Origin of the sequence: Streptomyces ficellus (genome assembly GCF_009739905.1) — a bacterium.
Lineage (GTDB): Bacteria > Actinomycetota > Actinomycetes > Streptomycetales > Streptomycetaceae > Streptomyces > Streptomyces ficellus_A.
Window position 1 is genome coordinate 1,206,202 of the sequence record NZ_CP034279.1, and the last position, 25,622, is coordinate 1,231,823.

General features: G+C 74.4%; 24 protein-coding genes. 11 read left to right on the plus strand and 13 right to left on the minus strand.

What is annotated here, in order from left to right; translation table 11 throughout:
• Positions 1–24 precede the first annotated feature (24 nt).
• The 5 genes from EIZ62_RS05280 to EIZ62_RS05300 all read left to right on the plus strand — a co-directional run bounded on the left by EIZ62_RS05280 (position 25) and on the right by EIZ62_RS05300 (position 2,264).
• Complete coding sequence (locus EIZ62_RS05280; RefSeq protein WP_156691550.1) at positions 25–489, plus strand: gas vesicle protein; 465 nt, start codon at positions 25–27, stop codon at positions 487–489.
• Positions 486–1,361 (plus strand): GvpL/GvpF family gas vesicle protein, encoded by an 876-nt coding sequence (locus tag EIZ62_RS05285; RefSeq protein ID WP_156691551.1) that lies wholly within the window; start codon positions 486–488, stop codon positions 1,359–1,361. Before EIZ62_RS05280 ends, EIZ62_RS05285 begins: the two co-directional genes overlap by 4 nt.
• Complete coding sequence (locus EIZ62_RS05290) at positions 1,358–1,585, plus strand: gas vesicle protein (protein WP_244375472.1); 228 nt, start codon at positions 1,358–1,360, stop codon at positions 1,583–1,585. Before EIZ62_RS05285 ends, EIZ62_RS05290 begins: the two co-directional genes overlap by 4 nt.
• Positions 1,575–1,988 (plus strand): gas vesicle protein K, encoded by a 414-nt coding sequence (locus tag EIZ62_RS05295; protein WP_156691552.1) that lies wholly within the window; start codon positions 1,575–1,577, stop codon positions 1,986–1,988. The genes EIZ62_RS05290 and EIZ62_RS05295 overlap by 11 nt, the downstream gene beginning before the upstream one ends.
• Before the next feature lie 102 nt (positions 1,989–2,090).
• Positions 2,091–2,264, plus strand: a complete 174-nt coding sequence (locus tag EIZ62_RS05300; protein WP_156691553.1) for a CsbD family protein — start codon at positions 2,091–2,093, stop codon at positions 2,262–2,264.
• Positions 2,265–2,291: 27 nt separating this feature from the next.
• Here the strand turns inward: EIZ62_RS05300 and EIZ62_RS05305 are convergent, their stop codons facing one another.
• The 5 genes from EIZ62_RS05305 to EIZ62_RS05325 all read right to left on the minus strand — a co-directional run bounded on the left by EIZ62_RS05305 (position 2,292) and on the right by EIZ62_RS05325 (position 7,972).
• Positions 2,292–4,262: a DUF5107 domain-containing protein gene (locus EIZ62_RS05305; protein WP_156691554.1), complete on the minus strand. Its 1,971-nt coding sequence runs from the start codon at positions 4,260–4,262 to the stop codon at positions 2,292–2,294.
• A gap of 40 nt (positions 4,263–4,302) precedes the next feature.
• A complete protein-coding gene (locus EIZ62_RS05310) occupies positions 4,303–5,211 on the minus strand; it encodes an arginase family protein (protein ID WP_156691555.1) in 909 nt (302 codons plus the stop codon).
• A gap of 37 nt (positions 5,212–5,248) precedes the next feature.
• Positions 5,249–5,815, minus strand: a complete 567-nt coding sequence (locus tag EIZ62_RS05315) for a GNAT family N-acetyltransferase (protein WP_156691556.1) — start codon at positions 5,813–5,815, stop codon at positions 5,249–5,251.
• A 20-nt stretch (positions 5,816–5,835) separates the two neighbouring features.
• Positions 5,836–6,384: a hypothetical protein gene (locus EIZ62_RS05320; RefSeq protein WP_156691557.1), complete on the minus strand. Its 549-nt coding sequence runs from the start codon at positions 6,382–6,384 to the stop codon at positions 5,836–5,838.
• A 127-nt stretch (positions 6,385–6,511) separates the two neighbouring features.
• Positions 6,512–7,972, minus strand: coding sequence for an MFS transporter (locus EIZ62_RS05325; protein WP_156691558.1), 1,461 nt, complete (start codon positions 7,970–7,972; stop codon positions 6,512–6,514).
• Positions 7,973–8,206: 234 nt separating this feature from the next.
• Here EIZ62_RS05325 and EIZ62_RS05330 point away from each other — a divergent pair, with 234 nt between their 5' ends.
• The 3 genes from EIZ62_RS05330 (at position 8,207) to EIZ62_RS05340 (ending at position 11,617) form a co-directional block, all read left to right on the plus strand.
• Positions 8,207–8,965 (plus strand): GntR family transcriptional regulator, encoded by a 759-nt coding sequence (locus EIZ62_RS05330; RefSeq protein WP_156696221.1) that lies wholly within the window; start codon positions 8,207–8,209, stop codon positions 8,963–8,965.
• Between the two features lie 279 nt (positions 8,966–9,244).
• Complete coding sequence (locus EIZ62_RS05335) at positions 9,245–10,348, plus strand: adenosine deaminase (protein WP_156691559.1); 1,104 nt, start codon at positions 9,245–9,247, stop codon at positions 10,346–10,348.
• Positions 10,349–10,540: 192 nt separating this feature from the next.
• Positions 10,541–11,617 carry an AI-2E family transporter gene (locus tag EIZ62_RS05340; RefSeq protein WP_156691560.1) on the plus strand — a complete coding sequence of 359 codons (1,077 nt, stop codon included), beginning with the start codon at positions 10,541–10,543 and terminating at the stop codon, positions 11,615–11,617.
• A gap of 61 nt (positions 11,618–11,678) precedes the next feature.
• On the opposite strand, the gene EIZ62_RS05345 is transcribed toward EIZ62_RS05340, so the two are convergent.
• From EIZ62_RS05345 to EIZ62_RS05375, 7 genes are all read right to left on the minus strand, one after another.
• A complete protein-coding gene (locus EIZ62_RS05345) occupies positions 11,679–12,623 on the minus strand; it encodes a S66 peptidase family protein (RefSeq protein ID WP_156691561.1) in 945 nt (314 codons plus the stop codon).
• The gene (locus EIZ62_RS05350; protein WP_156691562.1) at positions 12,620–14,602 is read right to left on the minus strand and encodes a prolyl oligopeptidase family serine peptidase; all 1,983 of its coding nucleotides are present in this window, start codon (positions 14,600–14,602) and stop codon (positions 12,620–12,622) included. The genes EIZ62_RS05345 and EIZ62_RS05350 overlap by 4 nt, the downstream gene beginning before the upstream one ends.
• Before the next feature lie 15 nt (positions 14,603–14,617).
• Positions 14,618–15,958, minus strand: a complete 1,341-nt coding sequence (locus tag EIZ62_RS05355; RefSeq protein ID WP_156691563.1) for a M20/M25/M40 family metallo-hydrolase — start codon at positions 15,956–15,958, stop codon at positions 14,618–14,620.
• The gene (locus EIZ62_RS05360) at positions 15,951–16,784 is read right to left on the minus strand and encodes a M55 family metallopeptidase (RefSeq protein WP_156691564.1); all 834 of its coding nucleotides are present in this window, start codon (positions 16,782–16,784) and stop codon (positions 15,951–15,953) included. Before EIZ62_RS05360 ends, EIZ62_RS05355 begins: the two co-directional genes overlap by 8 nt.
• A 223-nt stretch (positions 16,785–17,007) precedes the next feature.
• Positions 17,008–17,541, minus strand: coding sequence for a hypothetical protein (locus tag EIZ62_RS05365; RefSeq protein WP_156691565.1), 534 nt, complete (start codon positions 17,539–17,541; stop codon positions 17,008–17,010).
• A gap of 111 nt (positions 17,542–17,652) precedes the next feature.
• Entirely contained in the window at positions 17,653–20,019 is a 2,367-nt protein-coding gene (locus tag EIZ62_RS05370) for an MFS transporter (RefSeq protein ID WP_425281797.1), read from the minus strand.
• Between the two features lie 788 nt (positions 20,020–20,807).
• Positions 20,808–21,251, minus strand: a complete 444-nt coding sequence (locus EIZ62_RS05375) for an SRPBCC family protein (RefSeq protein ID WP_156691567.1) — start codon at positions 21,249–21,251, stop codon at positions 20,808–20,810.
• Between the two features lie 156 nt (positions 21,252–21,407).
• Here EIZ62_RS05375 and EIZ62_RS05380 point away from each other — a divergent pair, with 156 nt between their 5' ends.
• The 3 genes from EIZ62_RS05380 to EIZ62_RS05390 all read left to right on the plus strand — a co-directional run bounded on the left by EIZ62_RS05380 (position 21,408) and on the right by EIZ62_RS05390 (position 24,662).
• Entirely contained in the window at positions 21,408–22,454 is a 1,047-nt protein-coding gene (locus tag EIZ62_RS05380) for an Rv2578c family radical SAM protein (RefSeq protein ID WP_156691568.1), read from the plus strand.
• A 148-nt stretch (positions 22,455–22,602) separates the two neighbouring features.
• On the plus strand, positions 22,603–24,210 hold the full coding sequence (locus EIZ62_RS05385; protein WP_156691569.1) for an alpha/beta hydrolase: 1,608 nt from the start codon (positions 22,603–22,605) through the stop codon (positions 24,208–24,210).
• Between the two features lie 38 nt (positions 24,211–24,248).
• Complete coding sequence (locus EIZ62_RS05390) at positions 24,249–24,662, plus strand: RidA family protein (RefSeq protein WP_156691570.1); 414 nt, start codon at positions 24,249–24,251, stop codon at positions 24,660–24,662.
• Between the two features lie 44 nt (positions 24,663–24,706).
• On the opposite strand, the gene EIZ62_RS05395 is transcribed toward EIZ62_RS05390, so the two are convergent.
• On the minus strand, positions 24,707–25,411 hold the full coding sequence (locus tag EIZ62_RS05395) for an adenylosuccinate lyase (RefSeq protein ID WP_156691571.1): 705 nt from the start codon (positions 25,409–25,411) through the stop codon (positions 24,707–24,709).
• Positions 25,412–25,622 lie beyond the last annotated feature (211 nt).

Sequence of the window (25,622 nt, forward strand, 5' to 3'; positions counted from 1 at the left end):
ACGCCGAATCGAGGTCGACCCGCCGTGACAGAACCCGTCTCCGACAACCTCGGCTCCTTCCCGTCCCGCGCGGCCCCCTCCTACGGGCAGGGTTCGTCGGCGAACCTCGCCGACATCCTGGAGCGCGTGCTCGACAAGGGCATCGTGATCGCGGGAGACATCCAGATCAACCTCCTCGACATCGAACTCCTCACCATCAAGCTGCGGTTGCTGGTGGCGTCGGTGGACAAGGCGAAGGAGATGGGCATCGACTGGTGGGAGCACGACCCGTCGCTGTCGTCACGGGCCGACGACCGACCGAGCCTCGCCGAGGAGAACCGGCGTCTGCGGGAGGAGATCGAGGCCCTGCGTGACGCACGGGCGCTCGACCGGGGCACGTCCGCCCGCGACGACGACACGGCCCGCACCGAGGAGCGGAGGCGTGCGCCGCGCACGCCGTCGTCCCGGCCACGCCCCGCGCGCCGCCGGCGCCCGGAGGACGACCGATGAGCGGGAGCGTCAGCTACCTGTACGGCGTCGCGGAGACGTCACCCGAGCTGCGGGACGCGGTGCTCGACCTCCGGGGGGTCGGCGGCGCGCCGGTGCGTGTCGTGGCGGACGGGGACCCGCCCGCGCTGGCGGCCGTGGTGAGCGCCGTACCGGCCGACGAGTTCGAGGAGCAGCCGCTGGCGGCCCACCTGGAGGACCTGGCCTGGCTGGAGGCGGTGGCCCGCGCCCACCACGGGGTCGTCGACGCCGTGGCGGCCGGGACCACCGTGCTCCCGCTGCGGCTGGCCACCATCTACCGGGACGACGAGCGCGTCCTGGCCATGCTGCGGGCCGGCCGCGCGGCGTTCCGCTCGCGCCTCTCCCGCCTCGCGGGCCACGTCGAGTGGGGCGTCAAGGTCTACGCGGAGCCGTCCGCGGCGGTGGGCGCGGCCACGGGCGGGGCGGCGCCGGGCGGCGCCGGTGAGGAGCCGGAGCTGTCGCCGGGACGGGCGTACCTGCGCGGCCGTCGGCACGAGCGCAGCGCCCGGGACGCGGCGCACCGTGCGGCCGCCGATGCCGTGCGGCGCGTCCACGAGGCGGCCCTCGCGCACGCCGCCGAGCACGTGCGGCACCGGGTCCAGCAGGGGCCGCTGGCGCGGGGCTCGTCCGAGAACGTCAGCAATGACGCGTACCTGGTGCCGTCCGGCCGGTCCGACGCCTTCCTGGCGGCCGTCCGGGAGGCCGCGACCGGGGGCGAAGGGGGTGGCGGCGCGCCGGTGCGGGCCGAGATCACCGGCCCGTGGGCGCCCTACTCGTTCGCGATGGGTGCCCCCGAATCGGATGGGGGCCCGGCGGGCGGGGGCGTGGGGCGGGAGGAGGCGGCTTCCGGATGACCATGGACGTACCGCCCGCCGCGGACGGGACCGACCCGCCCCTGCCGGAGCGGCAGGTCGCGCTGATCGACCTGCTGGACCGGCTGCTGACCGGAGGTGTGGTGATCACCGGTGACGTGGTCCTGTCGATCGCCGACATCGACCTCGTACGGGTCTCTCTGCGGGCCCTGATCGTGTCGATCAGCGAGGAGAACCCCGCGCCCTGGAACCGCCATGCCGTCTGACGCCGACCGCTACCGGGAGGTGGCCGACGCGGCCGCCCGTGCCTTCCGGCTGCTCCCGGCGGCACCGGGTGAGCTGCCCCGCCGCGACGACCCCCGGCCGCCGCACCCGGCCCGGCGGATCAACGCCGACCCGGACACGGTGGAGCGGGACCTGATGAAGTTGGTGCTGACCCTCGTCGAGTTGCTGCGGCAGCTGATGGAGCGGCAGGCGCTGCACCGGGTGGAGGCCGGGGACCTCACCGAGGAGGAGGAAGAGCGCCTGGGGTCGACCCTGATGCTCCTGCACGACCGGATGACCGGTCTGTGCGCCCGGTACGGCCTCACCATGGACGACCTCAACCTCGATCTCGGCCCCCTGGGGACGCTGCTGCCTCCCCCGGAGTCTGGACAGAATCGTACATAACTCCAATATGCGCTTATGGACCGCTTGGCCGGTCGGCGGACGGGTATGGACCGGACGTGAGGACCGGTACGGCGACGTGAGGCACACCAGGAGGTGACCCCCATGGCCACGAGCAAGAAGGCCAAGAACGCGGCACGCACCGCCAAGGGCAAGGCGAAGGAAGCCACCGGCCGGGCGGTCGGTAACGAGAGCCTGGAGGCGAAGGGCCGGGCCGAACAGGTCAAGGGCGACGCCCAGCAGGCGGTGGAGAAGGGCAAGGACGCGCTCAAGCACTGACCCGCGACCGGCCGTCTCGGTTCCTCCTCAGGCCGGGCGCATGCGGAAGTCGTAGCGGTGGGGCAGCGGTTCGTCCGAGACGGCCGCCCAGAGTTCGCCCAGCGTCCGGGCGCCCTCGCGGAGGTCGGGCACCTCGAAGCCCGCGTCGAACACGGCGCGGGCTCCCGGCAGGTCGCCCTCCGCGACGAGCAGCCGGGCTTCGAGCAGCCGGTACGCGCCCCGCTCGCGGACCGCGTCCGGCAGGCGCGTCCACACCTCGCGGGCGGCGCCCGGCCGGCCGGCGGCGAGCAGCGCGTCCAGCGCCTCACGGGCGAGCGCCACCAGCGTCGGCGTGCCGTCCGTACCGGAAGAGGCGCACAGGTCGTCGAACGCCTCCGCGTACCGGTCGGCCGCCCGCTCGGTGTGACCGCCCTCGCGGTCGGCGACGGCCAGGCAGCGCAGCAGGGGCCAGCGGGCGGCGGCGGACGCCAGGCCGCGTTCCCAGCTGCGCACCGCCTGCGCGCGGTCGCCCGCGTGCCACTGGGCGACACCCAGGTGGTACTCGGTGTACGGGTCGGCGGGTGCCGTCTCCAGCATGTCCCGCCAGTGCGGCGCGACCAGCGACGGCCCCGGCGGCTCACCGGGGGCCGGGGCGGGCAGCACGCCCGTGCGCAGCAGGTCCCGCCACGGTTCCTGCGGTGCGCCGAGCGTCGACTCGGGGAACGGCGTGCCGGGCAGCGTGAACCGGCCGCGCAGCACCTCGAGCGCGCCCCATCCGGAGCCGGTGGCCAGGAGCGGGCCGGGCTCGGTGTCGGCGGCGTGCGAACGCCACGCCCGGTAGGCGGCGTCCACGTCCGCGCGCGGCAGCCGCTCCTCCAGTCGCGCCCCGGTCTCGGCGAGCGCCGCGCCCCAGTCCGCGCCGTGCACGGCGCGCGGGTCGGCGCTCAGCGCCCCGTACGCCTCCAGCCAGCTCAGCTCCTCCCCCGCCTCCAGCCTGAGGTGCTCCAGCTGGGTGCGGGCGAGCCCGGCCTGGATCTCGGCGTAGCCGGGTCCGCCGGCCGGTCCGCCGAGCCACTCCTGCCAGTGCCGTCCGCCCCGGCCGTGCCCCCACACGAAGAGCTTCCGGCCGCGCAGCGGGTCGGTGGACGTCTGGACGAACCCCTCGCCGTCCGCGTCGAGGGCGGCGATCCACCTGCGGGACCCGTCGGGGACCTCGTAGAACCAGTCGCCCGAGTGGGCGCTGTTTTGCGGGTACGTCCGGTCCTCGCCGTCCTGGCGCGGGACCGTGACGCGGCGCAGGGCGTGCGTGTACCCGTGGTGCCAGGCCTCGTCGGCCGGGACCAGGATCCGCCGGTCCTCGGGGACGGCCATGTTGGTCCACCAGTAGACGGGGGCGGGCCGCTCGTGCGGGTTGCGGATCCGTACGGCCGCGTAGAGGAAGTCCGAGCCGTCCGGCAGCCACAGGTCGACCTGGAAGGGCAGGTCGCGCAGGCGCTCCCACTCCCACAGCCGGACCATGGCGCCGCCGTCGGGCGCCGGGACGACGGCGGCGTGCAGCGGGGCGCAGGTGAGGGCGGTGTGGCCGGTGGCGCCGATGTTCCACTCGATGCCGCCGGAGAACCAGGCGCCGTTGAGGGCGAAGGCGGCCGGCTGGAACACCGGGTTGCGGTGGAGCAGTTCACGCCCGGCCGGCTTGTGGTGCAGCGAGTGGACACGGCCGCCGAGGCCGGGCAGGACGGTGGCGCGCAGCCGGTCGTTCTCGATGACGATCGCGTCGAACCCGGTGGCGCGGCGTTCGCGCCCGTATCCGTCGAGGACGCGGGTGGGCAACGGGGTGCGCAGGGGCTCGTAGCCGATCCGGCGGGCCATGTCGCGCGGCATGGCCCGCCGTGTGTCGTCGTCGACGGTGCGGGGCGGGTCGAGGGGACGGAGGGCGGGCAGCGGGTTCTCCGGGCCCAACGGGGCGGCCGGCAGGGTCAGTACGGTGCGTCGTACGGTCGGCCCGGCGTTCGTCGTCATGACGTCATGGAACACGCCCGGGACCCGCGCCGACCAGGGGTCAGCCGGTGGCGGGTCCGGTCATCGCCTCGACCACGAGGTCGGTGAGCAGCGCCCCGGCCGTGCCGTCGGGGTCGAGGTCGGGGTCGTAGATGGTCACGTTGAGCCCGACGCACCGCTCGGAGCGCACCAGTCTCCGCAGCAGCGGCGCGAGTTCGCCGGGCAGCAGGCCGTCGGGGTCGGGGCTGTCGACGGCCGGCATCACGGACGGGTCGAGCACGTCGGCGTCCAGGTGCACCCAGAAGCCGTCGAGGTCCGGGATCTCCAGGGTCAGGGCGGCCGCGCCGGCGAGGTCGGCCGCGCCCCACTCGCGGATCTCGCCGACCGTGACGGTGGGGATCTTCAGCTGCCCGAGTTCGGTACGGTCCTCGTGGTCGTCGTCGCGGATGCCGAACAACCGGACGTCCTCGTCCCGGAGATAGGGCCCGAGGCCGTCGATGTCCGCGAGGCCGGCCTGCCCGCGTCCGGTGGCGATGGCCAGTTCCTCGCCGGCGGCCGCGCCGATCCGGTCGGAGTTGCCGGGGTGCCGGAAGTCGGCGGAGGCGTCGATCGCCGCGAGCCCGTAGCGCCCGAGCCGCTTCAGCGCGAGCGAGGCACCGAGCTGGATGGAGCAGTCGCCGCCGAGTACGAGCGGGAAGTCGCCCGCCCTGACGTGGTGTTCGATCCGGGCGGCGAGCTTCCGGGTGTACGCGGCGATGGCATCCGCGTGGAACACGCCGTCGCCCTCCCGCCAGTCGCCCCGGTCGTAGCGGGGCGGTACGACGACCCCGCCCTCGAAGGCGCCGAGCCGCTGGACGATCCGGTTCTCGCGCAGGGCGCCGGCCAGCTTGTGACAGCCGGGCACGGCACCGGGCGCGGGCGGGCGCAGGCCCAGGTTGGAGGGGGCGTCGATGACCACGATGTTCCGCATGCGGTTCATCCTCCGCGCGGGCGGCCCGGCGGGGCAATCAGTTTCCGGGAAGCGACCGCCCGGTGCTCGCGACGGCCCAGCGTTCGTGGTCGCGCCACGCGCCGTCGACGAAGAGGAACGCCGGGGAGTAGCCCTCCAGCCGGAACCCGGCGCGGCGCACCAGCCGGATCGAGGCCTCGTTGAGCGGCTGGATGTTGGCCTCCAGCCGGTGCAGCCCGAGCGGTCCGAAGGCGTGCCCGAGGACCAGCCCGAGCCCCTCCCCCATCAGTCCCCGCCCGGCCGCGTGGGCGAAGGCGCCGTAGCCGAGGGTTCCGCTGAGGAAGCCGCCGCGGACGATGTTGTTGATGTTGATGTAGCCCGCGATCGCGCCGCCCGCCCCCCGCTCGCACACCAGCAGGGGTTCGGTGTCCGGGCTTTCGAGGCGGGCGCGGGTGTAGGCGGCATACGCCGGGGCGGTGTCGGGCGGGAACAGCCACGGCTGGTGCAGGTCCCGGCTCTCGCGCGCCCGTGCGGTGAACTCGTCGGCGTCCTCGTACCGGAAGTGCCGGATGCCGACGCGCGGGCCCTCGGCCAGGTACGCGGCGTGCGGTCCGTTCGTGGGCATCCGGTCAGGGTACGGGGGCGTCAGCGGTCGGTACGGGGACGGTCGGCGAAGGCTCCGTCCGGATGCGGTGCGGGGTGCCCGGCGGGGCCGGCGGCCCGGTGCGGGGCGGGGCGGTCGTCCGGGCCGTCCGCCGGGCTGTCGGCCGGGCTCTTCGCCAGGCCCTTCGCCGGGCGCTTCACCAGGGGCGCCGGGGCCCGGGCCGGTTCCGTCGCCGTGCTCTTCGACGGGCTCTCCGAGGGACTCTCCGACGGGCTCGAGGGGCACTTCTCGTCCGTCTTCATCACGGCGACGGAGAGCGGGCGGCCGTCGAGGTCCGCGCCGGCGGCGGGGTACTGGGAGCAGACCTTCCAGTTCGCCGGCCACAGCACCGTACGTCCGTAGCCGCTGGCGTCGCGGACGTCGACCCGGGTGCGCTGGTCCATCGTGCTGAAGACGGTCATGAGCCCCTTGCCGGTGAAGTCCGGCAGCGGCGGGGCCGCCGCCGCCGCGACGGCCGCCGCACCACCAAGGGCTCCCATCGTCGTCAGGGCGAGGGTCATCCCCGCCGTCACCGTGGCCGCACGCTTCACGTTCGCCTCCTGTAGGGACATACGCTGCCGCCCCCGGCAACCAGGATGCGCGGATCCTGGCAGCGCGGGGGCGGTGGGCGGGCCGTACGGGTGACCGGTCGGACCGAGTCGGGTCAGTGGTAGGTGGTCAGTGGTGCGTGACGACCAGCTGCGGCTCGTCGGCGTCGGCGGTGTCGGCCGGGTCGGGGCGCTGGATGAGCAGCGCGGTGACGACACCGATACCGAGCAGGGTGAGGGCGGCGTACATGGCGTGCTGGTAGCCGGCCTCGGTGACGCCCCGGGCGTCGCTGCCGGCGCTGATCATGGCGGAGGCGAGGGCGATGCCCAGCGAGGCGCCGATGCCGAAGCAGGCACCGTTGAGGCCGGAGAGCGACCCGGGCTTGTCCTTGGGGGCGGTGGTGACGGCGAGGCCGTTGAGTCCGGTGAGCATGAAGCCGCCGTACGTGATGCCGAGCGCGGCCAGCGCGGTGACGAGGATCCACTCCTTGTGCAGGAACATCGTCGCGAAGACGAAGATCGCGAAGTTGGCGACAGCGCCGGCGACGACGATCGTCCGCCAGCCGATCCTGGGGCCGAGGCGGCCGGTCAGGGGTGCGGAGATCACGCCGATCAGCTGGATCGGGGTGAGGAAGAGGATCGCGGCGGTGACAGCGCTGAGCCCCAGGCCCACGCGGGCGTCCTGGGAGAAGAGCGGGATCGTGAGCGCGATCGCGCCGAAGGCGCCGCCGAGCGTGCAGACGGTGGTGAGCAGCAGCGGCCAGGCGCGGCGGGAGGCCAGGACGTCGAGGTCGATGACCGGGTTGGGGGCGCTCTTCTGCGAGACGACGAAGAAGACGAGGGCGGCGAGGCCGCCGAGCAGGAAGCCGAGCGTGAGGGCGGAGGTCCAGCCCCAGGCGCCTCCCTGGGCGAGGCCGACGAGGATGCCGGTGAGGCCGAGCGCGAGGGCGGAGATGCCCCGGGCGTCGAAGCGGGCGTCGGCGTCGATGGTGGGCGGGACGTCGGGGACGTACCGGCGCACGCCGATGAGACCGGCGACGGCGATGAACGTGGAGCAGACGAAGATGCCGCGGAAGCCGATGGTGTCGGCGATCTGGCCGCCCGCGATGGCGTCGACACCGGCGAGACCGCCGTTGACGGCGGTGATGATGCCCGCGGCCTTGCCGAAGCCGGCCGGGGTGAGCAGCTGGTTCAGCGTGAGGAAGGCGAGGGTGAACATCGCGGCGGAGATGCCCTGGAGGATGCGGCCGGCGATGAAGATCTCGATGCTGGGCGCGAAGACGCAGAGCAGGTTGCCGATGATCAGGACGATCGCGCAGACGATCATCATCGGCTTGCGGCCGCGCTGGTCGCTGAGGCGGGCGAGCGTGACCTGACCGATGGCGGCCATGAGGAAGAAGAGGGTCTGGGACAGGCCGGCGGCGGCCGTGGTCGTGCCGAGGCGCTCGATGACATCGGGCAGTGCGGGGCTGAGCATGGTGGCGTTGATCTGGTAGCCCAGAACGGCCATGACCATCGCGAGGAGCATCGGCCCCCGGCCCGCGAGGTCGGATTCGGCTCCGGAACGTGTCCGGCCGAGCGAGATGGACATGTCGGCCCCTTTGCCTCGGATGTCATGTCGGGTTCGGCGAAATGGCACACCACTGACTCTTGTCAGACAAGTGCTGCTGAGTCAGATTGGAATCTACGCGCGTAAACGTCAATACCCTCCGGCCAACTTTTCGAATTACCGCAGATCAGTGCCGCTCAATCGAGACCTCGACGCCGTTGCCCGGCCCTCCGCGGTGGCATAGCTTGCTGACAAGTGAGCCGAGGAGGGGCAGTGGTGGTCAGCAGCGCGGAGCAGCGGAGACCGGTCGTGGTGCTGTACGAGCGGATCGTGGACGCCATCCACGCCGGCACCTACCCACCCGGCTCGACCCTCCCCTCCGAGCCCAAGCTCGCCGCGGAGCTGGGCGTGAGCCGCCCCGCGCTGCGCGAGGCCCTGCTGCTCCTCCAGGAGGACGGCCTGCTCTCGGTACGCCGCGGGGTCGGCCGGACCGTCGCCGACCGCCCGCCCCGGCGCGGCTTCGAGCACATCCAGCCGCTGGAGGAACTGATCGGCGCGGGCGCTCCCGTCCGCGTGCGCGCCCTGCTGCGGGCGGTCGAGGAGCCGACCGACTTCACGGCCCAGCACCTGCTCGCGGCCTCCCGCGCCCGGCTGCGGTTCTGGGAGTCGCTGCTGGCCGCGGACGGTGCGGCGGCGGCGCTCAGCCAGGAGTGGGCGGCCGCCGGGGACGTCCTGGAGGTCGCGCACCCCGCCTTCGCCCGGGCGCTGGAGGACGTCGCGGAGGCGCCGGACGCCGCCCGCACGTCGATGCTCGCCGTGCTGGCGGGCGCCTCGCGCGGGGTGCCGCTGAGCGCGCACAGCAGCGTGACGGCGACGCTGGTCGGGCAGCGGCGCGGGGAGCAGCTGGGCCGGCCGGCCGACACCCCGGCCGTACTGATCACGCAGGTCGTACGGGCCGGGGACACCCCCGTCCTGGCGGCCAAGCACATGCTGCCGACGGGCGCGGCCGCCCTCCCGGTCCTCCAGTCCAACTGAGGGCGGGGCGCCCCGGGGGCGGCGCCGGTACGCACGGCGGTGCACGGGGCGCCGCACTGGGCGGCCGGTGCACGGGCGGCCGGTGCACGGCGGAGCGCGAGCGCGGCCGGGGCACACGGTGGTCGGGGCACACGGTGGTCGGAGCCGGCCGGCCCGGGGCGCACCGGGTGCCGCACCGGCCGCGGGCGCATGCACGCCGCCGCGGGCCCACGGTCCCCGCCGCGGCGCTGTCGGCTGCGTCACGGCGGCGGTCCCGGGCGTGGCGTACACTCCCGCACCATGCACTTGTCTGACAACGTCTCCGCCGCCGCGTCCGCCGCCCCCGCCGCCGACTGGATCCGCCGCGCCCCCAAGGCGGTCCTCCACGACCACCTGGACGGCGGACTGCGCCCCGCCACGATCATCGAGCTGGCCCACGAGTGCGGCTACACCGGTCTGCCCACCGAGGAGCCGGCCGCGCTGGGCGCCTGGTTCCGGGACGCCGCCGACTCCGGCTCGCTGGAGCGCTACCTGGAGACGTTCGCGCACACCTGTGCCGTGATGCAGACCCGCGAGGCGCTGTTCCGCGTCGCGGCCGAGTGCGCCGAGGACCTGGCCGCGGACGGCGTCGTGTACGCCGAGATCCGGTACGCCCCCGAGCAGCACCTCGCGGCCGGGCTGTCCCTGGACGAGGTCGTCGAGGCGGTGAACGACGGCTTCCGCGAGGGCGAGCGCCGCACCGGCGGGCGCATCACCGTCGGCACGCTGCTCACCGGCATGCGCCACACGGACCGCTCGCTGGAGATAGCCGAGCTGACCGTCGCCCACCGCGAGCGCGGCGTGGCCGGCTTCGACATCGCGGGCGGCGAGATCGGCAACCCGCCGTCGCGTCACCTGCCGGCCTTCCAGCACCTCAAGCGCCACAACTGCCACTTCACCATTCACGCCGGTGAGGCCGTGGGCGCCGAGTCCATCCACGAGGCGGTGCAGGTCTGCGGCGCCGAGCGGATCGGCCACGGCGTGCGGATCACCGACGACATCCAGGTGCACGAGGACGGCTCGGCCACCCTCGGCCACCTGGCCGCGTACGTCCGGGACAACCGCATCGCGCTGGAGGTCTGCCCGACCTCCAACCTCCAGACGGGCGCCGCGAAGGACTACGCGACGCACCCGATCGACCTGCTGCGCCGCCTGGGCTTCCGCATCACGCTGAACACCGACAACCGTCTGGTGTCCGGCACCACCATGAGCCAGGAGTTCCAGCACATGGTGGACGCCTTCGGGTACGGCCCCGAGGTCTTCGAGGCATTCACGGTCGCCGCCGTGGAGGCCGCGTTCCTGCCGCTGCCGGAGCGCCGCCGGATCATCGACGAGGTGATCCGCCCGGGCTACGCGGCGCTCTAGCGAGACGCGGGGCTCGCGGCCCGGGGCTCGGGGCCGGGAGCTCGGGGCCGGGGGCTCGGGGCTCGGGGCTGGGGGCTCGGGGCTGGGGGCTCGGGGCTGGGGGCACCGACACGCCATTCGGCCCGTCCGGGCCCCCGGCCGGGCGAACGTCCGCCCCGGCGCGGGGCGGCTCCGCGCCCCGGTGGTACCTCGATGGGCATGGAGCCCCAGGTATCCCCGTTCCTCCGCACGGCCGCGGCGCACGCGTGGCGCCTGCTGGTCGTCGGCGCGGCCGTGTACGGCGTGTTCGCCGTACTGGGCCGTTTCCACGAGATCGGGGTGGCCCTCTTCCTGGGGCTGGTCGTCACCGCGGTGCTGCGGCCCTGCGCCGACCTCGTGGCGCGCCGGCTGCCCCGGGGCCTGGCGGTCGCCGTGACCCTGATCGCCGCCATCGCCCTGGTGCTCGGGGTGCTGGCGGGGGTCGGGGAGGCGGTCGCGGGTGAGACCACCACGCTGGTAAGGGAGTTCCGCACGGGGGTGGACCGCATCGAGGACTGGCTGGAGAAGCCACCGTTCCGGCTGAACCCGCACGTGCTGTCCGACCTGCACGGCCGGATCGGCCAGTTCCTCTCCAGCCATCGCTCGACCCTCCTCAGCAAGGCCGTCAGCGGGGCGAGCGAAGCGGTGCACGTGCTGACCGCCCTGGCTCTGGGCCTGTTCGCCTCGGTGTTCTTCATCCACTCGGGCGACCGGCAGTGGGGCTGGTTCTGCGCCCAGCTGCCGGAGCGCGTGCGCTCCCGGTGGAGCCTCGCGGGCCGGGCGGCCTGGCGCACGTTCACCGGCTACACCCGCGGGATCGTGCTCGTGGCCGCGACCAACGCCATCCTGGTCGGCGTCGCGCTGTACTTCCTCGGCGTCCCGCTGGCCGTGCCGCTGGCGCTGCTGGAGTTCGTCGCCGCTTTCGTGCCCCTGATCGGCTCGCCGGTCGCACTGGCGGTGGCGGCGGTGGTCGCCCTGGCGGCGAAGGGGCCGCTGACCGCGGCGATCGTGATCGCGCTGATCGTGATCATCGGTCAGATCGAGGGCCATCTGCTGCATCCACTGGTCATGAGCTGGGCGGTCCGGCTCCATCCGCTGGTGGTGGCCGTCTCGGTGATCGGGGGCGCCATCGCCGCGGGCATCGTCGGAGCCGTGGTCGCGGTGCCGCTGGTGTCGGTGGGGTGGGCGGTGTTCACGGCCCTGCGCGAGGAACGGCGGACGCGCGCCGCTCCCGCCGCGGACGTCACCTAGGTCGTGTCCGGAAAGTCTCGCCTGGCCCGTGACGCCCTGCACGCACTGTCGCCGCGGTCTGCTACCCGGCGGCCGGGAGCAGTGCGGGCTCGTCCAGGGTGAGGGTGCCCGCGTCGGCGTCCAGGGTCGCGGGCCTGCCGAGGGGGACGGTCAGGTTGGTGGGGCCGTGTCCGAAGCCCAGGTTCTCGACGACCGGCACGCCGAGGGGGGCGAGCCGGTCCAGGAGGGTGGCGCGCACCTCGGCGTAGGGGCCGCACTCCTCCCAGGAGCCGAGGGCGATTCCGGCGACGCCGTCCAGCCGGCCGGCGCGCAGGAGCTGGGTGAGGATCCGGTCGAGGCGGTACGGCTCCTCGCCGACGTCCTCCAGCAGGAGCAGCCCGCCGTGCCAGGTGGGGCGGGCGTGCGGGGTGGCGAGGTCGGCGGCGAGGAGGGCCAGGCAGCCGCCCAGGGTGACGCCCCTGGCCCGGCCGGGGACCATGGGGCCCGCGCCGGGGAGCCCCAGGGTGCGCACCGTCTCGGGCTCGAAGAGCGTGGCCCGCAGCGACTCCTGGGTGGCGGTGTCGGCGAGGAAGGTGACCGCGCCGGTCATCGGCCCGTGCAGGGTGGCCAGCCCCATCCGTACGGCGAACGCCTCGTGCAGTGCCGTCACGTCGCTGTAGCCGACGAACACCTTGGGGCCGGCCGCCCGCATCACCGTCCAGTCGAGCAGGTCGGCCATCCGCTGCGCGCCGTAGCCGCCGCGGGCGCAGAGCACCGCCGAGACGGACGGGTCGCACCAGGCCTCGGTGAGGTCGCGGGCCCGGTCCTCGTCCGTTCCGGCCAGGTACGGCAGGTGGGGGTGGACGTCGAGGGCGTGCGGCATCACCACCGGGTCGAGCCCCCAGCCGCGCAGGATGGCGAGCCCCGTCTCGAGGCGGTCCCTGGGCACGGGACCGCTGGGCGACACGATCGCGACCCGGTCGCCGGGCCGGAGCCGCCTGGGCCGTTCCAGGGGTGTGGCCGTCACTTCCGCAGTTCCAGCGGCGGGACGTCGTGGCGGGTGATGCCGAAGACCTGCACGTACAGCGAGAGTTCCGCCTCCAGGGCACGGGTCACGGTGTCGGCCCGCCGGAAGCCGTGCCCCTCCCCTTCGAAGGCGATGTAGGCGTGCGGAATGCCGCGCCCGGCCATCGCGGTCAGGAACCGTTCGCTCTGCGCGGGCAGGCAGATCACGTCGTCGAGCCCCTGGAGCAGGAGGAACGGCGCGGAGATCCGGTCCACCCCGGCGAGCGGCGCGCGCTCCCGGTAGCGGCCGGGGACGTCCTCGGGCGGGCCGATCAGGGACTCCAGGTACCGGGACTCGAAGTCATGGGTCTCGTCGGCCCACTTGGTGAGGTCGAGCACCGGGTAGAGCAGGGTGCCGCAGGCGTACACGTCGGTGGCGGCGAGGGACGCGGCGGCCGTCCAGCCGCCGGCGCTGCCGCCGCGGATCGCGAGGCGGGCGGGATCGGCGGTGCCTTCGGCGGCGAGCGCCTCGGCCACGGCGGCGCAGTCCTCGACGTCGACAACGCCCCACTGCTCCCGCAGCCGCTCGCGGTAGGAGCGGCCGTACCCGGTGGAGCCGCCGTAGTTGACCTCGGCGACGCCGATGCCGCGCGAGGTGAAGTAGGCGATCGCCAGGTCCAGGACGAGCGGGACGTGCCCGGTGGGGCCGCCGTGCGCCCACACCACGTAGGGCGGCAGTTCGTCGTCGGGGGCGATCCGGTCGGGGTTGTGCGGCGGGTAGATGTGGGCGTGGATCTCGCGGTTGTCCGGGCCGGTGAAGGTGCGGATCTGCGGTTCCGGGTAGTACGCGGGGTCCACGGAGTCGTCGTGGGCGGAGCCGACGACCCGGGTGCGGCCGGTGCTGGTGTCCAGCTCCACGACCTCGTAGCCGCTGCGGGGGCTGGCGGCCACGCCGATGACGCGCGATCCGTGGCCCGTGAGGGTGGCGGCCCATTCGGTCCAGGGGCCGGGGGCGTCGACGAGCTCTCCGGTCTCGGGGTCGAGTATGCCGAGGCTGGTGGCGCCCTTGCCGTGGATGACGGCGATGGTCCCGTCGTCCAGGGGCTGGAACCACTTGAGCCCGACCTTCCACAGGGGCCCGCCGAACTCCTCGGCGCGGCCCGTGCACAGGCCGGCCGGCTCGGCCCCCGGCTTCATCCGCTGAAGCTCCCACCAGCCGCCGGCGTCGGAGACGAAGAGCAGAGAGCCGTCCGGTGCCCAGTCGACCTGGCAGACCGCCTCCCGCGGCCCCCCGGCGACCACCCGCGCACCGGTGAGCACTCCGTCGGCCGTGACGTCCGCGGTCATCACGACCGTGCCGTCCCACGGCATGCGGGGATGGTCCCAGGCGAGCCACGCGGCTCGCCGGCCGTCCGGGGAGAGCCGTGGGCCGGTGACGAAGCGGTGGTGGTCGTCGGTCAGTTCCCGTACGGCGTCCCGGTCCTCGGCCGCCGACCCGTCGAGCGGCACCGCGGCGACGACACGGCGCACGTCGCCGGGGCCGGGGCCGGTGTACTCCTCCAGGACGCACCACACCTCGCCGCGGGCCGGGTGGATCACCGGGTCCACCCAGCGCAGCCCGCCGCCCACGCCCGACAGCGGGGTGAGCGGCACGGGGTCCGAGCCGCCGTCCGGCTCGTACCGGTAGAGCCGCTGGTCGGGGAAGTGGCTGAAGACGACGAGCGGGCCCGTGCCCCCCGCGCCCACCGCCCCGGCCCACGGCTGACCGCCGTATTCGACGACCCTGCTGCGCACGTTCCACGGGGCGGGCAGCAGCGGTTGCTCGGTGCCGTCCGGGAGGCGGCGCACCAGGGCGCGTCGGCCGCCCTCGGCGGGGCGCGGCTCGGTCCACCACACCTCGTCGCCGACCACGCCGACGAAATCGGGACGTCCGTCGTGCGTGGCGGCCACACGCGCGTCGATCGGCGATGGCCAGGTTCCGTAAGCCCCCGTGGGCACCATGTCCGGGTTTCCCCCCTACGCGGTTTGCAGATAGTGGTCGAGGACGCGAATGCCGAAGTGCAGCGCCTGGACCGGGACGCGCTCGTCGACGCCGTGGAACAGCGCCTGGTAGTCGAAGCCGATGGGCAGCCGCAGCGGCGCGAAGCCGTAGCCGGTGATGCCGAGCCGGGCGAAGTGCTTGGCGTCGGTGCCGCCCGACATGCAGAACGGCACGACGTGCGCGTCCGGTTCGAAGTGTTCCAGCGCGGCGCGCAGTTTGGCGTACGTGGGCGAGTCGACGGGCGCCTGGAGGGCGATCTCCTGGTGGGCGAACTCCCACTCGACGTCCGGGCCGGTGAGCATGTCCATGGTGTCGGCGAACTCCAGGTCCGCTCCCGGCAGCACGCGGCCGTCGATGTGGGCGGTGGCGACGCCCGGGATGACGTTGACCTTGTAACCGGCGTGCAGCATGGTCGGGTTGGAGCTGTTGCGGATCGTCGGCTCGACCAGGGCCGCGGCCCGGCCGAGCTTGGCGAGCAGGGCGTCGGCGTCGAAGTCGTCCGCGTCGAGGTCGGGCTGGAGGCCGTGGAGCGCGGCCAGTTCGGTGAGCGCGGCGCGCACGGTGGGGGTCAGGCGGACGGGCCACTCGTGCTGGCCGATCCGGTGGACGGCCGCGGCGAGGCGGCTGACCGCGTTCTCCCGGTTGACCTTCGAGCCGTGCCCGGCGCGCCCCTCGGCGGTCAGCTTGAGCCAGGCGGTGCCCCGCTCCCCCGCCCCGATCGGGTAGATCTCCAGGTCGGGTCCGGCGTGGAAGGTGTAGGCGCCGGACTCCCCGATGCCTTCGGTGCAGCCTTCGAACAGGTCCCGGTGGTGACGGACGAGGTAGCCGGCGCCGTCGGCGGCGCTCGCCTCCTCGTCGGCGGTGTACGCGATGACGATGTCGCGCCGTGGCCGGATGCCGTGGCGGGCCCACTCGCGGACGACGGCCAGGACCATCGAGTCCATGTTCTTCATGTCGACGGCGCCCCGGCCCCACACGAGCCCGTCGCGGACCTCCCCGGAGAAGGGGTGCACCTCCCAGTCGTCGGGGTCGGCGGGGACCACGTCGAGGTGGCCGTGAACGAGGAGCGCGTCGGCGGACGGGTCGGTGCCCTCGATGCGAGCGACGACGTTCGTGCGGCCCGGGGTCCGTTCGAGCATCGCCGGTTCCAGTCCGGCGTCGGCGAGCCGCTCGGCCACGTACTCGGCGGCGGGCCGCTCCCGGCAGTCACCGCCGCCGTGGTTGGTGGTGTCGATACGGATGAGCTCGGAGGTGAAGGTGACCACCTCGTCGAGCGCCTGCGAGTCCGTGTCGAACGGTGTCGTCACGTCAGCCATATTGCTCCTCCACTGCGGCCGAGACGATCGTGGTGACCGCCTTGAAGGCGCGAATGGCCTCGAACATCGTCTCGCTGGTGTACGCGACGCGCCGTTCTCCGCTCACCGCCACACCCGGGACGACGGTGGCGGACGCCGCGAGGTGCTCCGCGTCGAACTCCAGCTCCACGGTGAACGGTCCGCCGCGCACCGGTTCGTACCGTACGGCGAGAGCGGTCGCGTCCTTGGCTGCGGCGCGGATGTCGGCGGCCGTCCGGGTGGGGGTGCGGCACACCGCCGCGTACCGCGACACGTGGTCCTTGACGGCCACCTTGCGGGCCCCGGGGGCGTACGCGAGGGCGTCCTCGCAGGTCAGGTCGTCGCCGGTGACGAGGATGACGGGCACTCCGTACTCCGCGACGACATGGGCGTTGAGCATGCCCTCGCTGGCGCGGACGCCGTTCAGCCAGACGCCGGTGATGGAGTTGGCGAGGTAGGTGTGGGCGAGGACCCCTTCTGTACCCGCGCCCGTGTGGTAGCCGACGAAGGCGATGCCGTCCACGTCTCCGTGCTGGACGCCTTCCACCATGGTGAGCGGTTTGTGCCGGCCGGTGAGCATCTCGGCGCGCTCGTCGAGCCGTTCCAGCAGGAGATTGCGCATGGTCCAGTGCGCTTCGTTGATGAGGACCTCGTCGGCGCCGCCGTCGAAGAAGCCCAGCACCGCCGCGTTCACGTCGGAGGTGAACAGCGACCGGCACCGCTCCCACTGGGGGGTGCCGGGCAGCACGTCGGCCGGCCAGGTCACACCGGTGGCGCCTTCCATGTCGGCGCTGACAAGGATCTTCATGCCTCGAAACCGTACGCGGTCCGACCCCGCCTGCCCAGGCCTGTGGATAACTGTCGGCCGGGGTCGCCCGGACGGGCGGGAACGCGGGGAGGGCACGCGGGGACCGCACGGCGCGCGGACGTCGGGCGCGCGCCGGGTGCCCGCCGTCCGCGCGCCCGTGGTGCGCCAGAGTGCGCCCTCGTGCGCCCGGAGCGGCGCGCGCGGACGTTACGGTTCCTCGGGGTCAGCCCGTCAGGGCCGGCCCGGCCGCGAGACGGTCGAGGAGCTGGTCCCGGTGCAGGTCCGCCACGGGCGCGAGCAGGTCCGGGTGGCGCAGCAGCGCGGCGGCACGGCGCTCGTGCTCACCGGGGTCGAGCAGGCGCCGGAACTCCACCGGCGCGCCCGCCGTGTGCGGGGACCCGGCGAGCGCCTCCGTGGCGGCCGCGGCGAGCCCGGGTTCGCCGAGCAGGGCGGCGGCCCAGCTCACGACGACCTCGTCGACCCAGCTGCGCCACGGTTCCCCGTCCTCACCGGCCCGCCCGGCGGTGTCGGCGCCGGTGACGCCGTCCAGCCGCTCGGAGCCGCCCGGTCCCGCCACGGCCACCAGGGCGGCGTCCATCGTGGTCGGGTACCGCAGCCATGCCGCCACCGTCACGGCCTGCCGCGCCTGCGCCTCGGCGACCGCCCGGTCGAGCACGCCGCCGCCCGCCGGATAGGCACGGGTGAGCCACCGCGCGGTCGCCGCTATGAGCGGGGAGAGCGAGAAATCTACGGACACGGGGAATCCAACCGGAGGCGTGGGGGGAGGGCGGACGGAAAACGTACCCCTGGATCCCCGGGACGGAAATGACGCAGGTCACGCGCGGCGGCCGGGGCGCGGGGGCGCGGGTCAGTGCTCGTGTCCCAGGCGGAGATCGCGTTCCGTGCGGCCGCCTCCCGCCACCTGGAGCACGGTGGCCACCGGCGGGTACCCGGCCGCGACGACCGTGTACTCGCCCGCCGAGAGGTCCATGAAGCGGAACGTGCCGTCGGGGCCCGTGGTGAGCGTGCCGACGACGCTGCCGACAGCGTCGAGCAGCGTCACGCGCGCGTCGTCCACGGGCCTGCCGTCCGGCGCCCGTACCGTCCCGCCCAGCACCGCTCCGCCGGCCAGCTCGACGTCCTGGCGCGTCTCCCGGGCCGCCTGGACGGTCACGGGCAGGGCGGCGGGCCGCAAGGCGGGGGCGCTCGCGGCCAGGGTGTACTCCCCCGCCACGAGCGAGGCGAGGGCGTAGCTCCCGTCGTGCCCGGTCCGCGTGCTCGCGACGACCTCCCCGCGTACGTCGGTGAGGGTGACGGTGGCCTCGCGCACGGGGGTGCCGTCGGCGGTGCGGACGGTGCCGGCCAGGCGGCCCGCGCCGCCGAGGACCACGTCGATCTCGACGGGACGTTCGCCGACGGTGACGGGGACCGCCTGCGGCTGGTGACCCCCGGCCGCCGCGATCAGCACGTACGCGCCGGCGCCGGGGACGCTGAGCGCGTAGCGCCCGTCCTCCCCGCTCGCCCCGCGCCCGGCCTGCTGTCCGTGCGCGTCGATGAGGGTCAGGGCCGCGCGGGGTACGCACGTCCCGTCGTGGTGCTGCACGGTGCCGCAGACCGGGACTCCCGCGCGGCCGCGGGCCTTCGCGGTGCGGGGCGCGGGCACGGCGGTGGCCGGCCCTGCCGTGGGGCCGCCGTCGGCGGCCACGTCGTGGGTGACGTCGTGGGTCACCTCGCGGGTCACCAGCGGTTTCTCCTTGAGGAAGAAGGCGACCAGCAGGCCGAGGCCGAGGACCGGCACCAGGTGCAGGAGCGTCCGCGGCATCGCCTGGGCGTACGCCTCGACGTACGCGTCGCGCAGGGCGGGCGGCAGGGCCCGTACGGCGTGCGGGGTGAGAGCCCAGGGCCCCGGCAGGTCCGGGCCGTCGAGCGTGTGGCCGAGGCGCCGGGCGAAGAGCGTGCCGACGATCGCGGCGCCGAGGCTGCCGCCGACCCACCGGACGTAGGTGTGGGCGCCGGTGGCCGCGCCGAGGGCGGCGGGTGGCGCGGCGTTCTGCACGGCGAGGACGAGGGCGGGGAGGACGAGGCCGAGTCCGGCCCCGAGAACGGCCTGCCAGACGCTGTGGGTGAGGCGTGGCGTGTCGGGTTCGATCCGGGACAGCAGCCACATGCCGACCACCGCCACGGCGCCGCCGAGCGCCGGATGGACCGCGTAGCGGCCCGTACGGCTCATGACGTACCCGGAGAGCAGGGACGCGGCGACCAGGCCGGCGGCCGTCGGCAGCATCAGCAGTCCGGCCCGGGTGGCGTCGGCACCACCGGTCAGGCGGAAGAAGGCGGGCAGGCCGTCGGCGACGACGAGCAGGGCGGCACCGGTGGTGGCGCCGACCACACCGCTGACCACGAAGGTGGGGTCGCACAACACCCGCAGCGGGACGAGCGGTTCGGGCGCGTAGTTCTCCACGACGACGAACAGCAACAGGGTCCCGGCCGCACCGCAGGCGAGCCCCAGGCAGACCCGGGAGGTCCAGGCGTGCTCCGTGCCGCCCCAGCCCGCCAGCAGCACCAGGAAGGTGGAGGCGGCGGCGAGCAGCAGCGCGCCCAGGACGTCGAGGCGCCCCCGGGCGGCGCCCTTGGCGGGGGCGAGCCGGGGAAGCGCCGTACCGACGACCACCAGCGCGATCAGGCCGACGGGCACCGCGGCCCAGAAGCACCAGCGCCAGGAGGCGTGTGCGGTGACCAGCCCGCCGAGCAGCGGACCGGCCAGCACGCCGAGGCCGGTGACGGCGCCGGCGAGGCCCAGGAACCGGCCGCGGCGGCGGGCACCGACCAGGTCCGCGGTGATCGCCTGCGCTCCCACCAGCAGCCCTCCGGCGCCCACGCCCTGGAGGGCGCGGAAGGCGACGAGCTGGTCCATGGTGCGGGCCCAGCCGGCCAGCGCCGAACCCACCAGGAGCACGACGAGGGCGAACTGGAAGAGGCCCTTGCGCCCGTGGCGGTCGCCGAGCCGGGCGTACACGGGCAGCGTTACGACGGCGGCGAGGAGGTACGCGGTGCCCGTCCACGGCGCCCGGTCCGGCGCGAGACCGGGCAGCACGGGGTTCTGCGGGCCGAGGCCGGCCGTGATGGCCGGGAGGGCGGTGAGCGTGACCAGCTGCTCCAGCAGGGCGAGCAGCAGCGCGACGACGAGACCGGCGAAGGCGAGGCGCACACGGCGCGGGCTGAGCGGCTCGGACACCGGGTGGGGCTCGCCCCCGGGTCCTGCCGGTTGTCCCGCCCCCGCGCCGGGCGGGGCGCCCGGACCGGCCGCTTCGGGCGGGGCGCCCGGGCCGGCGGGTGCCTCCCGCGACCCGTCCGGTCCGGCTCCGGGCTCGGCGGGGGCCGGCGCGGGGGCGTCCGGCGCACCACCCGGCCCGGTCCCCGGCGTCCGCCGGACCGGCGCGGCGCCAGGTCCGTGACCGGGCCCGGGCAGGTCCGGTGACCGCCCTCCCAGGACGTTCCTCCGGCCCGGCTCCCGTACGCCCGGAACCGCGTCGTGCGCCCCAGGAACCGCGTCCTGCGGCCCGCCCTGCCCCGGCTCTTGTCCCGGCCCCGGCACGGCGGCCCGCACGCCCGGCGTCCGTGCGACGCCGTCCGGGCCGGGTGTCCAGGGCGCCGACCGGCCGTGGGCCGGTTGTGTGCGGCCGTCACCGGCCGGACTGCTCCCACCCACGTACCTGCTCCCCTCAGTCACGCCGACGCGGCGCGCCATTCTTCGCATTGCGCGCCGAGGGGGAGCAAGCGGGGCAATACGGGGTCAGGAGCTCGGCCGGGCACCCGACATGGAGGGCGTAGGGGCGCTCATCAGGCGCTTTACGGGGGCGGGCGGGGCGCCCGGCCCGGGCGCGCACGCCGGGGAGCCGCCGGGAAGACCACCCGAACCGGTGACCCTCACGACCCGCGCCCCGGCGAACTTCCCGGCCCCGCCCCTCGGTTCACCCTCCGGATTCACGCCCCGGGCTCACGCCTACGGGTTCCCGCCTCGGGCTACTTCTCGACCTCGGCGGCGAGCTTGGCGAGGACCTGGTCGTAGATGCGGCCGAGGCCCTTGGGGGCGAAGGTCTTCTCGAAGAACCCGCCGATGCCGCCCGCGCCGTTCCAGACGGTGGTGACGACGACCTTCGACCTGCCCTCGCCGGCCGGGGTGACGGTCCAGGTGGTGACCATGGAGGAGTTGCGGTCCTTCTCGACCAGCCGGCCGTCGGTCGGCTCGGTGACCTCCAGCAGGCAGTCGCGGATGCGCTTGCTGGTGGCCTGGAGCTTCCAGTGAACGAGGGTGCCCTCGCCGTCGCCGCCCTCGCGCACGTCGTACTCGCTGAAGTGCTCGGGCAGCAGCTTCTCGCGGGTCTCCTTGTAGTCGGCCAGCGCGTCGAACACCGTCTCCGCGTCCGCCGCGATGACCCGCTCCGTCGTGGCCTCGACCTGCGCCATGCCATGTCCTCCAGCACTCGTTCCTAAGGGGAGGCACAAGCCAACCACCTGCGCGGTGGCCGCCCAAATCCGGGACCGCCCGGCCGGACCGCCCGACAGAGGCGATCATGGGAACACGTGTTCTATTGTGTGGGCAGTGCTACCGAGGAGGCGTCCATGCGCTGGGACAACCTGAGCGACCACCCCGCCGCGACCACCGCCGACGCCGCGCTGTTCGGTGCGGACGCCGTGACGACACGGACGTTCGACACGCCCGAGTTCCGGGGGATCACGTTCCACGAGGTCCGGGCGAGGTCGGTCCTCAACCGGGTGCCGGGCGCCTCGCGCATGCCGTTCGAGTGGACGGTGAACCCGTACCGGGGCTGCACGCACGCGTGCGTGTACTGCTTCGCCCGCAAGACGCACAGCTACCTGGACCTGGACACCGGCCTCGGCTTCGACTCCCAGATCGTGGTGAAGGTCAACGCTCCGGAGCTGCTGCGCAGGCAGCTGGCCTCACCCCGCTGGCAGGGCGCCCACGTCGCGATGGGCACCAACGTCGACTGCTACCAGCGCGCCGAGGGCCGCTACCGGCTGATGCCCGGCATCATCGCCGCGCTGCGCGACCACGCGAATCCCTTCTCGATCCTCACCAAGGGGACGCTGATCCTCCGGGACCTGGACCTGCTGCTCCAGGCGGCCGAGGTCACCGACGTCGGGATCTCCGTCTCCGTGGGCTTCACCGACCAGGAGCTGTGGCGGACCGTCGAGCCCGGCACACCGGCGCCGGAGCGCCGCCTGGACGTCGTCCGCACCCTGACGGACCACGGCATCGGCTGCGGGGTACTGATGGCCCCGGTGATCCCCTTCCTCGGTGACCACCCCGACCAGCTCCGCGCCACCGTCCGCGCCGTCGCGGCCTCCGGGGCCACGTCGGTGACCCCGCTCGTGCTGCACCTGCGCCCGGGCGCGCGCGAGTGGTTCATGGCGTGGCTGGGCCGGTACCACCCGCACCTGACGCGGCGATACGAGCGGCTGTACGCGGACGGCGCCTACGCACCGAAGTGGTACCAGCGCCGGATCACCCGTCAGGTACATGAGCTGGCGGACGAGTTCGGCATCGGTCCCGCGCGCGGGGGCGGGTCCAGGCGGCTCGCGGTGCCGTCCCGCGCGCCGGAGCCGCGGCCCTCGGATCAGGGGCCCACCCAGCTCACCCTCCTCTGACGGGGATCCTGGCCGGGCTCCTCCAAGTAGCCTCCCCTGATCGGGTCACGTGTGCGCCCGGCGTGCCCCCGCGGGGCGGAATGCGGGGACGATCCGCCGAGGGCCTCGTGCCCTCGCCGCTCATCGTTCCGCTCGCTCGGGAGGCCGTGTGCAGAAACGTGCAGGAGTGCTGATCGCCGCCGGGGCGCTGCTGGCGGGCGCGGTCACCGCCGTGCCGTCGGCGGCCGAGCCGGCCGCCGGGGGGCCGGTCGGCCCCCTCGTGTGGAAGGGGTGCGCCAACAAGCAGTACCCCCGGCTCCAGTGCGCGACGCTGCGGGTGCCGCTGGACCACGACGCGCCGGACGGGAAGCAGATCACCCTCGCGCTCTCCCGGGTACCGCACACCGCGAAGACCTTCCAGGGGCCGCTGCTCGTCAACCCGGGCGGTCCGGGCGCCGGCGGGCGCTCGATGGCCGGGTTCGTGGCGGCTTCGCTGCCGGCGAGGGTGGCGGCGCAGTACGACGTGATCGGGTTCGACCCCCGGGGCGTGGGGGCCAGCAGGCCGGCGCTCGACTGCAAACCGGGCTACTTCACGCCCGTCCGGCCGGACTCGGTGCCGCGCGATCAGCGGGACGAGCGGGTGAACCTGGCCAGGGCGGCGTCGTTCGCGAGGGCGTGCGGCGACAAGTACGGCGACCTGCTGCGCCACATGAGCACCGTGAGCACGGCCCGGGACCTGGACGTGATCCGGCGGGCGCTCGGCGCCGAGAAGATCAATTACTTCGGGTACTCGTACGGAACGTACCTCGGTGCCGTCTACGCCAAGCTGTTCCCGCAGCGGGTGCGGCGGGCCGTGCTGGACTCCGTGGTCGACCCGCAAGGGGTCTGGTACCGCCTGAACCTCGCCCAGGACATGGCGTTCGACGCCCGCCACAAGGCGTTCATGGCGTGGGTGGCCAGGCACCACAGGACCTACCGGCTGGGCACCGATCCGGCGAAGGTCGAGGCGCGGTGGTACGCGGTGCGCGAGGCGCTGCGGAAGAAGCCGGCGGGCCGCAAGGTGGGCCCGGCCGAGCTGGAGGACACCTTCCTGCCGGGCGGGTACTACAACGGCTTCTGGCCCACGCTCGCCGAGGCGTTCTCGGCGTACGCCAACGACAAGGACCCCGCTCCGCTGGTCGCCGCCCACAAGGCGCTGGCGTCGAACGACGCGGCGGACGACAACAGCTACTCGGTCTACACGGCCGTCCAGTGCCGTGACGCCGGCTGGCCCAGGGACTGGGGCGTCTGGCACCGGGACAACTGGGAGGTGTACGGCAAGGCACCCTTCTCCACCTGGAACAACGCCTGGTACAACGCGCCCTGCGCCTTCTGGCCGGTCGAGTCGCTGCCGGCGCCGGACGTCGCCAACGACGCCCTGCCGCCGGTGCTGCTGTTCCAGGCGACGGAGGACGCGGCCACCCCGTACGAGGGCGGCGTGACCGTGCACCGGCAGCTGCGCGGCTCCCGCCTGGTCGTGGAGCGCGGCGGCGGCAACCACGCGATCACCCTGGGCGGCAACCCCTGTCTCGACCGGCACCTGGTGCGGTACCTGGAGAAGGGCGAGCTGCCGCGCGGCGCCGGGCAGGGCGCGGTGGACGCGGTCTGCCCGGCGGTGCCCGACCCGCAGCCGGCCGAGACGGTGGGCGCCGCGGGTGCCGCGGGCGCCGCCGGCCGCACGGACGGTGCCGCGCCGCACGGGCTGCTGGGGCACGGGCTGCCGGGCCGCGGGGCCTGACCGGCCCGTTGTCAGTGGCGTGCGCGAGGATGAGGCGCATGAACGATCACCTCACCCATGTGCGCGCCCCTGACGGGGTCGCCCCCGGTTCCGGTTACAGCCATGTCGTCTGGGGCAGCGGCCGGTTCATCGCGATATCCGGCCAGTGCGCCTTCGACGCGGACGGGCGCGTGGTGGGCGAGGGCGACGCGGGTGCGCAGGCCCGCCAGGTGTTCGGGAACCTGCGGCGGTGCCTGGAGGCGGCGGGCGCCGGTTTCGGTGACGTGGTCAAGCTGACGTATTTCGTCACGGACGTGGCCCACCTGCCGGCGGTGCGGGCGGCCCGGGACGAGGTGATCGACACGGCGTGTCCGCCGGCGAGTTCGGCGGTCCAGGTGTCGGCGCTGTTCCGGCCCGAACTGCTCGTCGAGATCGAGGCGTTCGCGGTCCTCCCGGAAGGCCCCCGGCGGTGACGGACGCGGGCGCACGGACCCCCGCTACGTGAGCCCGCCGTCCGTCACGTGAGTCCGCCGTCCCCTGGGGACGGCAGGCGCCGGAGTGCCGTGGCGGCCGCCACGGCGAGGCGGGGGTGGGCGCGGGCGGCTTCGAGGACCGGTCGGGCGCGGGGGTCGCCCAGGGCGCCGAGGCCTTCCGCGCAGGCGACGCCCACCCGCCAGTAGGGGTCGCCGACCGTGAGGCGGCGCTCCAGGACGGTGATCAGCGCCGGTACGGACTCGGGTGCGCGCAGCTCGGTGAGCAGACGGACCGGCATCAGGGCGTAGGCGACGCGCAGTTCGTTGGTGGCGAGGGCGGCGGCCGCCCGGGGGGTGCGCGGGTCGCCCAGCCGGGCCAGGGCGTAGGCGGCGGAGACGCAGCGTGCCGGGTCGCGGTGGTTGAGGAGCAGGACCAGTGCCTCGAAGGCGCGCCGGTCCCGGGCGAGGCCGAGCCGGAAGGCGGCGATCTCCCGGGCCCACAGGGGCTGCCCGGGGCGGGTGAGGACGGCGGCGAGCTCGTCGGGGTCACGGACGGTGATCAGCCGCTCGTAGGCGGGCTGTCCGCCGGCCTCCTCCGCGAGCCGGTCGGCGAGCGACCTGAACTCCTCGTCCTCCCGCTCCCCCGGCGGCGCCGGCCGGGAGGCCCCTCGCGGTTTGCGTAACCCCGCCGGCGCAGCGGCCCCGGGTCCCGGGCCGCCCGCCACGTCCTTGGCTTCCGTGCCGTCCATGGGGTCAGTATCCGGGCGCGCCGCGATCCACATCACACATTCGACCCACTTCCCAGGACTGGCGCGCTCGTTACCCACCGGTTAACCTCAGGTGAGCGGGCTACACCCGCACCTCACGGCGGCCTGGTGACGCAGCCGCCGCGAGTGCCTTGTCGGTTCGGCACCTTGTACGACGGGACTCCGGGACAGAGTCCGTCGGTTCCTCCTCACC

Bases quoted from the DNA above. Each gene is read 5' to 3' on its own strand.
- EIZ62_RS05360 (WP_156691564.1), bottom strand. From the start codon at position 16,784: ATGAAGATCCTTGTCAGCGCCGACATGGAAGGCGCCACCGGTGTGACC.
- EIZ62_RS05300 (WP_156691553.1), top strand. From the start codon at position 2,091: ATGGCCACGAGCAAGAAGGCCAAGAACGCGGCACGCACCGCCAAGGGC.
- EIZ62_RS05290 (WP_244375472.1), top strand. From the start codon at position 1,358: ATGACCATGGACGTACCGCCCGCCGCGGACGGGACCGACCCGCCCCTG.
- EIZ62_RS05325 (WP_156691558.1), bottom strand. From the start codon at position 7,972: ATGTCCATCTCGCTCGGCCGGACACGTTCCGGAGCCGAATCCGACCTC.
- EIZ62_RS05315 (WP_156691556.1), bottom strand. From the start codon at position 5,815: ATGCCCACGAACGGACCGCACGCCGCGTACCTGGCCGAGGGCCCGCGC.
- EIZ62_RS05375 (WP_156691567.1), bottom strand. From the start codon at position 21,251: ATGGCGCAGGTCGAGGCCACGACGGAGCGGGTCATCGCGGCGGACGCG.
- EIZ62_RS05285 (WP_156691551.1), top strand. From the start codon at position 486: ATGAGCGGGAGCGTCAGCTACCTGTACGGCGTCGCGGAGACGTCACCC.
- EIZ62_RS05380 (WP_156691568.1), top strand. From the start codon at position 21,408: ATGCGCTGGGACAACCTGAGCGACCACCCCGCCGCGACCACCGCCGAC.
- EIZ62_RS05390 (WP_156691570.1), top strand. From the start codon at position 24,249: ATGAACGATCACCTCACCCATGTGCGCGCCCCTGACGGGGTCGCCCCC.
- EIZ62_RS05295 (WP_156691552.1), top strand. From the start codon at position 1,575: ATGCCGTCTGACGCCGACCGCTACCGGGAGGTGGCCGACGCGGCCGCC.
- EIZ62_RS05310 (WP_156691555.1), bottom strand. From the start codon at position 5,211: ATGCGGAACATCGTGGTCATCGACGCCCCCTCCAACCTGGGCCTGCGC.
- EIZ62_RS05305 (WP_156691554.1), bottom strand. From the start codon at position 4,262: ATGACGACGAACGCCGGGCCGACCGTACGACGCACCGTACTGACCCTG.
- EIZ62_RS05350 (WP_156691562.1), bottom strand. From the start codon at position 14,602: ATGGTGCCCACGGGGGCTTACGGAACCTGGCCATCGCCGATCGACGCG.
- EIZ62_RS05335 (WP_156691559.1), top strand. From the start codon at position 9,245: ATGCACTTGTCTGACAACGTCTCCGCCGCCGCGTCCGCCGCCCCCGCC.
- EIZ62_RS05355 (WP_156691563.1), bottom strand. From the start codon at position 15,958: ATGGCTGACGTGACGACACCGTTCGACACGGACTCGCAGGCGCTCGAC.
- EIZ62_RS05395 (WP_156691571.1), bottom strand. From the start codon at position 25,411: ATGGACGGCACGGAAGCCAAGGACGTGGCGGGCGGCCCGGGACCCGGG.
- EIZ62_RS05340 (WP_156691560.1), top strand. From the start codon at position 10,541: ATGGGCATGGAGCCCCAGGTATCCCCGTTCCTCCGCACGGCCGCGGCG.